The sequence below is a fragment of the Paenibacillus sp. FW126-R14 genome (genome assembly GCF_058789495.1).
The window spans coordinates 25,653-38,392 of record NZ_JBYTBS010000041.1; the positions used below are offsets into that span (position 1 = coordinate 25,653).

At 49.7% G+C, this 12,740-nt stretch carries 12 protein-coding genes; all 12 read right to left on the bottom strand.

Annotated features, from left to right (window positions below; all coding sequences use genetic code 11):
* Positions 1-92: 92 nt before the first annotated feature.
* Complete coding sequence (locus AC3WRW_RS22645; RefSeq protein ID WP_492548553.1) at positions 93-809, bottom strand: class D sortase; 717 nt, start codon at positions 807-809, stop codon at positions 93-95.
* A gap of 110 nt (positions 810-919) precedes the next feature.
* Positions 920-3,412 (bottom strand): stage II sporulation protein E, encoded by a 2,493-nt coding sequence (gene spoIIE, locus AC3WRW_RS22650; RefSeq protein WP_492548554.1) that lies wholly within the window; start codon positions 3,410-3,412, stop codon positions 920-922.
* Between the two features lie 1,035 nt (positions 3,413-4,447).
* Positions 4,448-5,035, bottom strand: coding sequence for a S1 domain-containing RNA-binding protein (locus AC3WRW_RS22655; protein ID WP_167059160.1), 588 nt, complete (start codon positions 5,033-5,035; stop codon positions 4,448-4,450).
* Between the two features lie 105 nt (positions 5,036-5,140).
* Positions 5,141-5,464: an FtsB family cell division protein gene (locus AC3WRW_RS22660; protein ID WP_171685239.1), complete on the bottom strand. Its 324-nt coding sequence runs from the start codon at positions 5,462-5,464 to the stop codon at positions 5,141-5,143.
* Positions 5,465-5,479: 15 nt separating this feature from the next.
* Positions 5,480-6,055: a spore cortex biosynthesis protein YabQ gene (gene yabQ, locus AC3WRW_RS22665; protein ID WP_492548555.1), complete on the bottom strand. Its 576-nt coding sequence runs from the start codon at positions 6,053-6,055 to the stop codon at positions 5,480-5,482.
* Positions 6,052-6,339: a sporulation protein YabP gene (yabP, locus tag AC3WRW_RS22670; RefSeq protein ID WP_492548556.1), complete on the bottom strand. Its 288-nt coding sequence runs from the start codon at positions 6,337-6,339 to the stop codon at positions 6,052-6,054. Before yabP ends, yabQ begins: the two co-directional genes overlap by 4 nt.
* A 119-nt stretch (positions 6,340-6,458) precedes the next feature.
* Positions 6,459-6,722: an RNA-binding S4 domain-containing protein gene (locus tag AC3WRW_RS22675; RefSeq protein WP_167059148.1), complete on the bottom strand. Its 264-nt coding sequence runs from the start codon at positions 6,720-6,722 to the stop codon at positions 6,459-6,461.
* Entirely contained in the window at positions 6,722-6,994 is a 273-nt protein-coding gene (locus AC3WRW_RS22680) for an HU family DNA-binding protein (protein ID WP_029197991.1), read from the bottom strand. Before AC3WRW_RS22680 ends, AC3WRW_RS22675 begins: the two co-directional genes overlap by 1 nt.
* Before the next feature lie 173 nt (positions 6,995-7,167).
* Positions 7,168-8,685, bottom strand: a complete 1,518-nt coding sequence (yabN, locus tag AC3WRW_RS22685; protein ID WP_492548557.1) for a bifunctional methyltransferase/pyrophosphohydrolase YabN — start codon at positions 8,683-8,685, stop codon at positions 7,168-7,170.
* Positions 8,686-9,067: 382 nt separating this feature from the next.
* Complete coding sequence (locus tag AC3WRW_RS22690; RefSeq protein ID WP_492548558.1) at positions 9,068-10,774, bottom strand: putative polysaccharide biosynthesis protein; 1,707 nt, start codon at positions 10,772-10,774, stop codon at positions 9,068-9,070.
* A 139-nt stretch (positions 10,775-10,913) separates the two neighbouring features.
* Positions 10,914-11,456 (bottom strand): stage V sporulation protein T, encoded by a 543-nt coding sequence (spoVT, locus tag AC3WRW_RS22695; protein WP_492548559.1) that lies wholly within the window; start codon positions 11,454-11,456, stop codon positions 10,914-10,916.
* A 245-nt stretch (positions 11,457-11,701) separates the two neighbouring features.
* Positions 11,702-12,736, bottom strand: a complete 1,035-nt coding sequence (locus AC3WRW_RS22700) for a peptidylprolyl isomerase (protein WP_492548560.1) — start codon at positions 12,734-12,736, stop codon at positions 11,702-11,704.
* Between the last annotated feature and the right edge of the window lie 4 nt (positions 12,737-12,740).

The window sequence follows — 12,740 nt, forward strand, 5'->3', positions numbered from 1 at the left end:
TGTATCAACGTCTACATTATATGATACATTTTGTATTGTATACGTGTTGTTTATATGACAGAATAAATGAGATGCAGCCTAACTGCACTCACTTATCCTTTGGATTCCACTATTTTTCCCTTTACGATTAAGCGGTGCGTCGGATTTACCATTGGGTGGCAGGTGACTAACGTAATCTCCCGATCTTTGCCATTTCCCTTCAAAACGGAAACATCAGTCGGAAGGACATACTCCTTGTCCTCTACAATGTAATCAAACTGTTTGCTCCCTGTATCGACCTGAATGACATCCCCTATATCGACTTCATCCAATCTGTTGAAGTTTTTCCCGTAGGTTAAGTTCCGATGCCCGGCAATGGCATAATTGCCGAGTTCGCCAGGTTTACCCGTATTAGCAATGCTTGCAAGAGAGACTTTTAAATTCTCCGCGGTTGCGTCAGTCAAAATTGGGAGCTTTAAATTTATTTTTTTAATAACCAAGACGCCTTCTACGTTCTTAGGGATCATTGGCGTTGGTTTCGGTGCAGCCGGCGTGTTCAAAGGTTGGCTTGTTTCCTGCCCTGCTGCGGGAGCGGCGGAAGAAATGGCATCTGTCCTGTCTCCCGGGTCGACCTTGGCGCCAGCATCAGCCGGGCCCGCTGTATTCACCGTCTCCTCAGCCGCAACTTGATCCATTGCTTGCATATTTTCCTGCCACTGCTCCAAAATTTGCTGTTGGCGATAGCTTTCATACCGATCATTGATCGAAGGATAAAGAAAAACCATGATGCCAAGGAGGATGAAACTAATTGAAAGCGTTTTCCTAATCATTTGGTGCCTGCCTTTCTTGAATTTCTCCGGGTGAAGCCCTACAACCTACAGCCTACAGCCAAAAAGCCGCAACAGCAAATGAGCTGTTACAGCTTCACTTTCCCACCTGGCTAGGAGACGGTTTTGGGGCGCTCCATACGCGTGATCCCCGGCCACCGGAACGTAGCCCACTCCGGCTGCCGCTTCTCTACGCGGGCAACGACGACCGTCATATCATCTTGAATTTCGCCATGATGGTGGCGGAAAATCCGTTCCAACAAACAATCCGCGAACTCTTGCGGGTAGGTGGTATCTATTTCATGAATCATGCGCTTCATCCACATCTCCTTATTCACCGCATGACCTGGCGCATCATAGATACCGTCCGTCATCATGACGAGGATATCCCCCGATTGCAGCGGAATGGAAACCAAATCGACATCGATCTCGCTCAAAATCCCCACGGGCAAGTTATTTGCGGAGATGGCAATAACCTCATTCCCGCGCTTAATGAAGCTCGGGGTTGAGCCGATTTTCATGAACGTCGTATTTGCATTATACATGTCGATCAACGCCATATCCACCGTCGCGTACATCTCGTCGGAGGAACGGAGCATAAGCACGGAGTTCAGCGACTTGATCGCGAGCTTCTCGTCCATGCCCGACTGCAGCAGCTGCTGCAGGATGCTAAGTGCGGTCTGGCTCTCGGCCCGCGCCCGCTCGCCGTTGCCCATGCCGTCGCTAAGCGCAACGGCATACTTGCCATTGCCCAGCTCCACCGTGGAGAAGCTGTCGCCCGAGAAGAGGTCGCCCCCTTTGGCTGCGCCGGCGACCCCGGTCTCAACCTCGTATTCCTTGGCGGAGCCGAATACGACCGTGCTGTAGCCTTCGCCGCGCTCATGCATTTCCTCGCGCATCACGGCGACATTCTCGCCGATGATTTCGCTCAGCAGCGGGGCAATGATTTTCCGGCATTCATCGAAGCCTTTCGTGTATTGATGAATGATTTCAATCTCAATATTTCCTTCGTCCAAGGAAATAATATCGATCGTATGAATAGATAAGCCCAGCTCCTCCAGCGCATTGCGGATTTGCTCTTCCTGAAGGAACAACTCCTGTCCTTCCCGCTTAATTTCCTTCGCCAGGTCCTCCATCACCTGCGAGACGCCGGACAGCTGATCCGCTACAAGATGCCGGCTGTCCATAATCTGTTTCTTCCAGTGTAAATCATTTTTGTATAAACTGTACTGTTGTTTCATCACATCGAGCACCTGCTCAGGCTTATTGCATACTTTCTTCCACTCTGGCGGAATTTGCTTCTTCGTCATATTCTCCTTTGTCTCGATATTCGTCATCATATCGGTCATATAGGTATACGTCTGGTAAAACTTTTGATCCCAGCACTGGCTCTTTTTCCAGCAGGAATCACAAGCTTTCTGCGCAACAGCATTCATGAAATGTCCGACTTCCTCCTCCTTTCGGCTTACCGCATCATCCGTCGTTAACTGCTTAAAGCTGCGTGACAACTGGCGAAACACTTCCGAGAACTGCTCCACACGGCTGGCCGTCACATCACGTACCCGCTTCGCATAGTCCTGCTGCGATTTGAGATTCTCCTGCGTGCCCGGAACATATTTGGCAAGCGTGACAATCAGACTCCGAGGTGTGAGGAGGAACAGCGTAACGGCAGCCAGCGACTCCCATGCGGAATTCATAACATCGACGCTCGTCCCCATATAGAACGATAAGATCGAAGAACCCAGCAGCATGCCGAAAGCGACAGCGAGGCGATTCCCTTCCTTCAGCAGTCCGGCTAACATGCCTGAGAATGCAAGCAAGCTCATTTGATAGACGGCGTTGCTATTTGCAAGACTTAAGATAAGCCCTGTGATAACGCCAACCGAAGCCCCGAAAGGCGCTCCCCCCACCAGAGCAAATAACAAAATCAAGTACCGGGAAAGCACGTGCTCCACCGTGACAGGCCCTATCACCCAGCTTACCGTCCCTGTCATAACGGAGGCCAGCAGAATGATCAAACAGATGATTTCCTCGTGTTTCAAATGATAGTTTTTACGGGTAAGTGTGAATACGGGGATGGCTTGTATGAAAATTAACGTCAGTACCAGACTGAGCAGCGCCTCAACGGTAATCATCATGAGGGTGTACCAGCTTAAGTTAGAAACCACCAGTTGGGCAAAAAGCTGAACCAGGAAGGTTGAGCTGAAGACGAGAATCGGAGCCAGCGACAGGTCGGAGCGTTCAAATTTTTCCATTGCTTTTTGAATGAGCAGGAATACGATAATCTCCGTAACGAGATAGCCGGTATTGGCATGCAAGGATAACAAACTGCCGGCAAATGCAGCAACACCTACATAGTGTAAAATATCTCTCCTCGTAAAATAAATAACGGCAATAAATGCTAGAGCAAACGGGGACAGCTGTTCCAAAATCATCGCACGTCCAAGAAGGAAACCCATAACAACGAGAAGAAAAGTCCATCTTTTCGCCACGAAGGCTTGAACAAACCGATTTTCCACCGCAGCACTGCGTGCACCTGTTTTCGCTTTCTGCCATAATCCTGACCATCCGCCACCAATCACTGCACCTAGGCTTCTTCTTTGCATGCTTTGTACACCATCCATTCTTCCCTTATTTGTTTCTCTAGTATAGAGACAATCTAGCAGAAAGTTTGTCAGAATGAGTTGATAGATTCAAAGAAATTTCCGACAAGCCGCGCCAGCCGTGTCATCAGCCCTCATCCCTTGCCTCATCTCGCTTTACCGGATTGAGAGCGTATCCAAAAGTCTGATTGCCCCGAACTTTCGCCATGCAGATGGGGGAGATACCCGTAATTCCATGTCGATTGCAAATGACACTACGTGTTACATCGTAATCCAGTGGCAATATTCATTTCCCCCTATCTAGCACCCAGTCCAATCCCCCGCTCGGCAAATATAAGGGAACGCGAGTACGCTATTTTGGCCATATTAGCCGAGTCCACTTACCAAGGGGAACTGCAGGGTGCTATTTACCCAAGAACCTCCACATTTCAGCCAAAACAGCAATATAACGGACCATAGTTCCCTCTCAGAATAGGCAGAAGCAAATTTCGGGGGAAATAGTGGACTGTAGTTCCCGTACGCATGAACGATAGCTGCTGCCAAGCACTTTCCCGCTACAGCATGCTCCCATCACTCAGCCTACCTATCTCTCATTCACCGCGTTCTCTCACTCAGTCCCACTATTTTCTCTTCCAGACCTCTCACCGCCAGCAGCACGCTCTCCTCACTCAGCTTCCCTATCTCTCGTTCACCGTGTTCCCTCACTCAGTCCCATTATCTTCGCTTCCAGTCCTCTCACCGCCACAGCACGCTTCCTTCACTCAGCTTCCCTATCTCTCATTCAGCCATGCTCCCTCCACTCAGTCACTATCTTCGCTTCCAGTCCTCTCACCGCCAGCAGCACGCTCTCCTCAGTCAACTTCCCTATCTCTCATTCAGCCATGCTCCCTCCACTCAGTCCCACTATCTTCTCTTCCAGCCCTCTCACCGCCAGCAGCATGCTCTCCTCAGTCAACTTTACTAACCCATTCAGTCCACCGCCACGCAGCATAAAAAACCACATCCGCCTAAGCGAATGTGGTTCATTATTTGCATCTATTAGTCTCTTCTTCCGCCTCGGCCACCGCGTTTGGACTCGGTGTTCTTCTTCAGAGACGAAATCCGCTCTTCACTATCTTTAAGGAAACGAGATACTTTATCTTCGAACGAGAACGGTCTAGCTCCGCCTTGCTGCTTGTTAAAGCCGCCGCGACCGCCACCGCCGCCACCACGATTGAAGCCGCCACCGCCTGGACGACCACCACCTGGACCGCCGCTTGGAGGACCACTGCGTTCTCCGCCGCTGCTTGGACGACCACCTTGGAAGCCACCTGGACGATCTCCGCTTGGGCGACCTTGATAGCTGCTGCCACCTGTACGTTCAGGACGAGCTGGTCTTTCCTCAACTGGCTTGTCAACCGTTTGCTTGATCGACAGTCCGATCTTGCCATCCTTGTCCACGTTAATCACTTTGACCAATACTTTGTCTTCCAGCTTTAAATGGTCATTAACGTCTTTCACATAATTGTCCGCGATCTCCGAAATGTGAACAAGACCGGTAACTCCTTCAGCAAGCTCGACGAATGCTCCAAAGTGAGTAATCCCCGTCACTCTACCCTCTAACTTGGTGCCAACTTCAATTGCCATAAAGTAAAATGTTCCTCCCTTAAAATGTTGAAAACACTGGCTACGCCGATTATAACCGATGCAGAAACCACGGTCAACACGGCATTCACCGCTTCTTTAGTCCTTTTATTGCTTCGAGACACTAAGCGGCGTCTCTCCCGTTTTGCTATAGTGAAAATCCCGGCGAATAATTTGATCCAAGTATTCGTCATTATGAAGCCTAGCGATTTCCTTCTGCGTCTGCTCCTTGACCTTCTTCGCATCAATAAGCTGCTGCTCCATATTCGCGACGGCATTTCTCTTCTCGTGAAGCTTAGCGAACTGCCCCCAAATGTTAACGGCAGCCCAGCTCATAAAACATAGGACAAAGATCAAGAGAAAACGCAGTCTTCGCTTTGAGCCTACGCTACTGCTGCGCTTGTTGTTTGGTGCTGTTGCTTGAGCCTGCATGAATAGGAATTCCTCCTACTTTGAGAATAACCTGTGATAGATCGTTACGATTTTGCCCGTCAGCTTCTTCAACCAAACAGGGATCACGAAATATTTATGCACAGGCCGAGTCATCCACAGGAGTAATCTCCACAAAGGATAAAGCAATTGTAGCACAATTCTGTATAGGAATATAGCTACAGCTAGTAAAAAGCCCAAAATTATCACGGTTAGACGATATAAGCCAATGATCGGTTTTATAAGAAAAATTTCGACTGTTTTTGCTGTGAATTTGTAAATCGCAATGACAATTCGGATAAGAAGCAGGGTCAGATAGATGACTGCACGGCTGAGGAAGGCGAAATAAAAGCAGATCCCGATCCCCATCCCGAGAAAAATAAACACGCGGACTTGTCCTTCATTGCTGTAAATGAGCAAGCGGAACACGAGGATTGTCGCCACAATCCAATACACCGTATCAACGAGCGGAATCGTCCATCGCGGTAGTCTGAGCTTGCCGGAAAGCACACGAAACACATCGAACATCGCACTTATGGCGATTCCGCCCAAAAACATCATGAAAATCGTATGGAATTGAACGTTCAGGGTCACTTGAACAATTTACCAAGGAACCCCTTGGATTTCTCCTGGGAATTTCCGTCCACATAAGCTAATTCTTGAATGAGTCCTTCAATGGCGACTAACCCTTGCTCCAAGCTCAAATTCTTAATGTGCAAATTTTGCCCTTTAATCATCAGGTAGCCCATTTCCGTTTCAAGGAGGAACTCTTCGCTGTCAAAGCTTTCTACGTTCAAAACTCCTGAGATCTCCAAGAGCTTGCGATTCAACATTTTGATTTCTTGCCGCTTGTTCGTGTTTTTCACGGGTTCCATCATGGCCTGTACCCCTCCTTCATCTATCCTTACGATATGGGAGGATGTCCTATTTTAGAACCATAAAAAAAAGCCCAAGATCCCTCATTCGGGAATCCTGGGCTAAACTTTGTTTGGCAGCGTTACTCGGACTGATAAGCTTCTTCCTTGATCAGGGTATACATCTTCGCAGCGTCTTCCTTGCGGGTCGACTCCGAAAGGAGCTCTACGCGAATCGTCACCTTTTTCTGACCAAATTGAATCGCCAGTTCGTCACCGACTTTCACCTGTGTACTCGCCTTGGCATCTCTGCCGTTTATCCAGACACGCCCTTGATCGGACACATCCTTCGCCACGGTGCGGCGCTTAATCAGACGAGAGACTTTGAGAAACTTGTCGATTCGCATTATTTTACAGCGTCTTTAAGCTTGTTGCCCGCTTTGAACGCTGGAACGTTGGATTCCGCGATCACGATTGGGTTGCCTGTTTGAGGGTTACGGCCTGTACGACCGGAACGTTTGCGAGTTTCGAAAGTTCCGAAACCGATCAATTGAACTTTATCTCCGGATGAAAGAGCGTCTGTAACTTCACCAAGGAATCCGTTAAGTACAACTTCTACATCTTTCTTCGTTAGTCCGCTTTTTTCTGCAATGTTGTTGATCAAATCCGTTTTGTTCATGTGATTTGTTACCTCCCAAAAATAGTTGAAGATCATGTCTTCTATGTACCAAAGCCGCAAAGCTGAGAGACTTCGAACAACGTTCAAATATCCCTAAATTATATTTCCATATTCAACCTTACACCTTACACCAAACTTAGTATTCTTCTTTTTTCGCCAAAATCCTTCTATTACTAACGAAGTTTTGTAACTTTTTTTGCTTCTTGCCAGTAATTTTCCATCTCTGATAACTCAGTTTGTTCAAAAGAGAGCCCTCTTAAACGTAGCTGATCTTCAATATATGAAAATCTTTGAATAAATTTGCGATTTGTATGCGCAATCGCTTCTTCCGGGTCAATTTTCAGGAATCTAGCAACATTTACGATAGAAAAAAGCACATCGCCCAGCTCCTCAAGCCGATCTTGATCCGCCTCTTCGGATGAATTGCCGATAGCCTCACGAAGCTCTGTCAGCTCCTCTTCCAGCTTCTGAAGCACCTCTCCGAGCTCCGGCCAATCAAAGCCGACGGCAGCCGCTTTCTTCTGCAGCTTCAAGGCCTTCATGAGACCCGGCAGCTCCCTCGGAACCCCGTCCAGAACGGATTGCTTCGTCACGTCGATACCCTTCTTCCGCTTCTCCTCGGCCTTCATGGCATTCCAGTTTACAAGCGCCTCATCCGCATCCTCCGCCTTGTTTTCCCCGAATACGTGCGGGTGGCGGCGAATCAGCTTCTCGTTCAGCGTAGCAATCACGTCATAAACCGTGAACGTTCCGATCTCCTCTTCCATCTGAGCATGAAGCATAACTTGCAGCAGCAAATCCCCCAGCTCCTCGCACATGTGCTCGGGATCATCCTCATCAATCGTTTCCAGCACCTCATAGGCTTCCTCTATGAGATTTTTGCGCAGGCTGGCATGCGTCTGCTCGCGATCCCAAGGGCAGCCATCGGGGCTGCGGAGAATTTGCACAATTTCGTGCAGCCGGCCAAACGTGCGATAATGAACCTCGTCCTTCTCGCTCTTAGGAACCCACACAAGCGATAAATTCCCATAGCCTTTCACATGATCCAGCTCATGGAGCGGCACTTCGATGATTTGCTCCGCGCCAGCTACACCTAAGGAATGACCTACCACCACGCGATACTCATCCGGGTATGCATCCATAAGTGAAATCTTGAGATCCGACGCCGTATATGTATCGTACACTTGCCCAATGATCGTATGAACCTGAGGATTTAAAGCATAACGGCTAAGGCTGGTCGCGTCAAGCAGTTGAAAGCCATCGATCGGATCAAAGCCGAAGCGCAGGAACGCTTGGTCCAAAAAGCTCTCCCCGCCCATGACTTGAAGGGAAATCCCCTCTTCCGGACAACGCTGCTTCAAAAGCTGAACCGTATATTCCGCCACCATCGGGTGACCCGGCACCGCATAGATAACCTCAGTAGGCGTACTTTTGGCGGATTGGACAAGCGCCTCCGCGATAGATTCGTATACCCCTTCAAAGCTTTCGTGAGCAACGTAATTCGCATCGAAAGTTTGGTAAGGAATTTGGTTGCTGTCCAGCATACGCACCATCGGATGGTCCACCGTGCGCAAAAATAACTGAGCTTGGGATTGAGCTGCGCTTTGGAGCTTTTTCCAGACGCCTAGCGTAAGCTGGTCTTCGTCTCCCGTTCCGAGTCCGACAACGGTAATATGAGCTTGAGTTGACATGGTTCGCACCTCCTGAAATATGTTGTTATTTTTTAAAAAATACCTTCACGCTACGTTGTATTTTGTGCAAGTATTTCGTCATTTTTACAGGGAACAAACTATCTATGTTGTACTATATACAACCATTTTAAGCATTTCTCCATAAAATACGGCTACTTTGCTCAAATCGTTGCACAAGATACAACATAGAAGCACCGAGCTAACTTTTGAGAACAAAATCATTGTATGTTGTGCAACAAAGAGCAACGAGCAAAGAGCAAAGAGCAAAGTGCAAAGAGCAACGAGCAAAGTGCAAAGAGCAAAGTGCAAAGAGCAACGTGCAAAGTGCAAGGTTTGTACTGCTAGTCCATCCAAGCTGGGCTGCGGCACGGGCAGCCGAAACCTACCGGCCGCCGGAACGCCCCGCCGGCCAGATCCGGGCCAGGACCGGCGCCAGCTTCCGGTCCAGCTCCGGCATCAGCCGCAGCTCCTCGCGGCTGATGCTGCCGCTGCGCAGCAGCATCGCCCCGTAGACGGCCGCGCCGCCGGCTACCCCAACCAAAGCGATTGCGCTGGCGCTCAATCGCTCAGGCACGTGCCATACCGCCACAGCGGGCATGGCCAAGAGCTGCAGCGCTGCGAGGCAGACGCCCATCGCCACCACGCCCAGCGTGGGTGCGATGACGTACGGCCGCAGCGCGAAGCGCGCCCCGGTGCAGCGGCGCAGCTGCACCAGATTCAGCCCCGCCGCAGCGGCGTAGGCGATGACCGCGCTGAGCGCGGCGCCGTTGATGCCCCAGCGGGGCATGAGCACGACGTTGCCGAGTGCCTTCAGCACGATGGCAACGAGCAGGGCCTGCGCCGGCGTGCGAACCGCGCCGGCGCCCTGCAGCACACTGGCCGACACAGCGTTCAGCGTGCTGAACAAGGCCGTGAAGGCAAGAACAGCCATCGTCAAGCTGGCCTCATCGTTTTTGTACAGCATCACATTGATCGGCATCGCAGCAAAAGCAAGTCCGAACGAGGCCCCGATACCAATCAGCCAAGAAAGCCGAACAGACATCTCCGCCCGAAAACGCATCACGTCCAGCTGCCCTCTCGCCTTCGCATCCGCCATCGCGGGAACAAGCACAGCCGACATCGAGGAAGCGATCATAACAACTAGCTGGACGAGCGGCAGCCCGCGGTTGTATAAACCAAACTGCCTCATAGCCTCAAGCTCGCTGCCTTGCGACGCTTCAAGCAGCCGCGGCATCGTAAACGTGTCGACCAATGTCAGCAAGGGCACAACGACCGCCCCTAAGCAGACAGGAATCGCATAAGCTGCGATGCGCCTCGTCCACTGCCAAGAGGAAAGAACCTTCAAGCCGGACTTCCCTGTCCCCTCCGGATCGCCGGAATACTTTTGACTCCTCATTGCTTTACGCCAATATACATACATAACGAGCAGCCCAGCACCGGCGCCAGTTACGGAGCCGAAAGTTGCTCCTGCGGCAATCCACTCCTCATCATACGCTAGAGCCGCCAGATAGAGCAGCAAGGCAACCATCGTAATGACGCGAATCAACTGCTCAATCACTTGAGAGACTGCGGTAGGCACCATGTTGTGATACCCTTGAAAATAACCGCGCAGGACAGCCAAGGTGGGAGCTACAAGAAGCGCAAACGATACGCTTCGAATCGCCTTCTCCGTTTGGCGAATCCCAATCCAGTCTGCAATCTCGCCCGCTCCAAAATAGAGCAGCATAAACAAAACGATGCCGGTGCCCAGCAGCACTACTCCGGAAATACGGGCGATGCGCCTAGCCTCCTGATGATCGCCACGAATGACGCTCTCCGCCACAAACTTGGATACGGCGACCGGAAATCCCGCTGTAGCCGCGAATAAAATCAAAATATAAAGCGGATAAACCGCATTATAGATACCAAAAGCCGCGTCCCCCGCTACATTTTGCAGCGGAATTTTTTGCAGAGTGCCCAGCAGTTTCGAGAGTACGGCGGCGGCTCCCAGTACGGCAGCCCCCTTCAACAGCTTGACGTTACCCTGTTTTCCGACATGCTGCTGGAGCCCCTCTTGATCCATTTGATGCTCCTTGCCGGTTTTCCCCATCCTGCTTCTCCTCTGTCTGAAGTAATCCATTGATACATATACACGTATTATAACGAAATCGGCCATGGCAGACAAAAAAAGCTTCTCTTACAGATGAACATCACCTCAGTAAGGAAGCCTTTGTGTCTTATAATTTTGTCTACTGCTCCATCTGTTTCGCCAGAAAGCCAGCCGCTGTTTCTACCATCTTCACTTCCATGTTCCCCATTTTAACACTCTCATCCTTGGAGATTAGAATAACGGATCCGATAGGATCGCCCCCCGCTACAATCGGAGCCGCCACGAAGGAAGAAAACGTCTCATTCGCGTCCTTAATAATCTCAAACGTCCCTGAATTGCTCTCCAATATCGGTTTCCGGTTTTCCATACAAGATTCGATGATAGACCCCACCGACTTTTCCAAGAAATCCTTTTTGGACCCGCCGGCCATGGCAATAATCGTGTCCCGGTCTGAAATCATGGCAACATGATTAGTGCTCTCAAATAATGACTCTGCGTATTCCTTCGCAAAATCACCAAGCTCGCCAATAGGCGAATATTTCTTCAGAATCACTTCACCATCGCGATCCACAAAAATTTCTAAAGGGTCGCCTTCACGAATTCGCAGTGTGCGTCGTATTTCCTTGGGGATAACTACTCTCCCTAAATCATCTATCCGACGGACAATTCCAGTTGCTTTCATACCTCTAGATGCCTCACTTTCCGCTCAAGAATTAGATACGACAGGAGCATGAAATCTTGTATGCTAGATCGGGATTTGGTGGGAACTTGAATTCTATCCATAGTATTCTTCACTTCCCAATCTTCTATGCAGTCGCTTCTGCTAAGGAATTTTTCTTTATGTAGCTTTGCACCCTGCTGCGATTATGTTGTCCAAAAATAACAAATAAAAACAGGATGTCCATAATCGGACATCCTGGTAAGTTCTTACTTTGCCGCCGGGCTAGCCGCTGGACTTGCAGCAGGGCTTGCCGCCGGAGCTGGGTTTGCTTCCGGTTTAGGCAGATTATTCGTTTCAATCAAGCTCGGGTATTCTTTCTCAGCAAATTCAGTCAAGGATTTCTCTGCAAGCTGAGATTTAATTTGTGTTTTAAGCGTATCATCAAGCTGTTTCGTGCTTCTGGATTCCACTTTCATCACGTGGTAGCCAAAAGAGGATTCAACCGGATCGGAAACTTTATTCAAAGGAAGAGTGCTTGCCGCTTCTTTAAATTCAGGCACCCATTGGTTGATGTCTGCATCTTTATACGTACCGCCATTATCTTTAGAACCTGGATCATCGGAATACTCTTTCGCAAGAGCCGCAAAGTCTCCGCCGCTATCCAATTTGCCTTTGACTTCTTTCGCTCTTGCCAAAGCTTCATCCTTCGTGCGCAGATCTTTCTGAGTGGCCGCATCTTTCAAGGAAATCAAAATATGGCTCACAGTCGCGATATCAAACGCATGCGCCGCTGCTTGCTCGTTGTAGGAGTCCTGTACCTCTTTGTCGGTAATTTTGCCTTCCATGCTGCCCATCGTGTAGAAGCTCATTTTCATCAAAGATTCGATATCTTTCAACTCGATGCCGTTGTCTTTCAACTGCTTGTCCATTCCGCCTTCTTGCTTGCCGAAGTAATCCGTAATAGCCTTCATTTGCTCGGCGACTTGCTTGTCGGCGTCCGCCTTCACTTTATCGTCAGCTTTCGCGGACAACACGCGGAAAGTAACCATTTGCTTCAACATATCTTGTTGAAAAGCCGGATCTGCCATGAACTGAGCCAGCTGCGGCGAGAACATTTTGTTCACGTTGATGAAAGAATCGAACTCGGCGCGGGTGATTTTGCCGCCTTCTTTGTAAGTGGCAATCACATCCGTCGGCTTGCCTGTTGCTGCTGCAGTCGGGGAAGGTGAAGCTGACGCTGCACCCTCCTTTTTGCTGCCGCATGCACTCAATACAGAAAATGCAAGTAGCAATGCTACCATGCTT

What these genes read in the sequence shown, in the direction of transcription:
- AC3WRW_RS22655 (WP_167059160.1), bottom strand. Translation starts at nt 5,035, where the DNA reads ATGGCAATTGAAGTTGGCACCAAGTTAGAGGGTAGAGTGACGGGGATT.
- spoVT (WP_492548559.1), bottom strand. Translation starts at nt 11,456, where the DNA reads ATGAAAGCAACTGGAATTGTCCGTCGGATAGATGATTTAGGGAGAGTA.
- yabP (WP_492548556.1), bottom strand. Translation starts at nt 6,339, where the DNA reads ATGATGGAACCCGTGAAAAACACGAACAAGCGGCAAGAAATCAAAATG.
- AC3WRW_RS22680 (WP_029197991.1), bottom strand. Translation starts at nt 6,994, where the DNA reads ATGAACAAAACGGATTTGATCAACAACATTGCAGAAAAAAGCGGACTA.
- yabN (WP_492548557.1), bottom strand. Translation starts at nt 8,685, where the DNA reads ATGTCAACTCAAGCTCATATTACCGTTGTCGGACTCGGAACGGGAGAC.
- AC3WRW_RS22660 (WP_171685239.1), bottom strand. Translation starts at nt 5,464, where the DNA reads ATGCAGGCTCAAGCAACAGCACCAAACAACAAGCGCAGCAGTAGCGTA.
- AC3WRW_RS22645 (WP_492548553.1), bottom strand. Translation starts at nt 809, where the DNA reads ATGATTAGGAAAACGCTTTCAATTAGTTTCATCCTCCTTGGCATCATG.
- AC3WRW_RS22675 (WP_167059148.1), bottom strand. Translation starts at nt 6,722, where the DNA reads ATGCGAATCGACAAGTTTCTCAAAGTCTCTCGTCTGATTAAGCGCCGC.
- AC3WRW_RS22700 (WP_492548560.1), bottom strand. Translation starts at nt 12,736, where the DNA reads ATGGTAGCATTGCTACTTGCATTTTCTGTATTGAGTGCATGCGGCAGC.
- spoIIE (WP_492548554.1), bottom strand. Translation starts at nt 3,412, where the DNA reads ATGCAAAGAAGAAGCCTAGGTGCAGTGATTGGTGGCGGATGGTCAGGA.
- AC3WRW_RS22690 (WP_492548558.1), bottom strand. Translation starts at nt 10,774, where the DNA reads ATGGGGAAAACCGGCAAGGAGCATCAAATGGATCAAGAGGGGCTCCAG.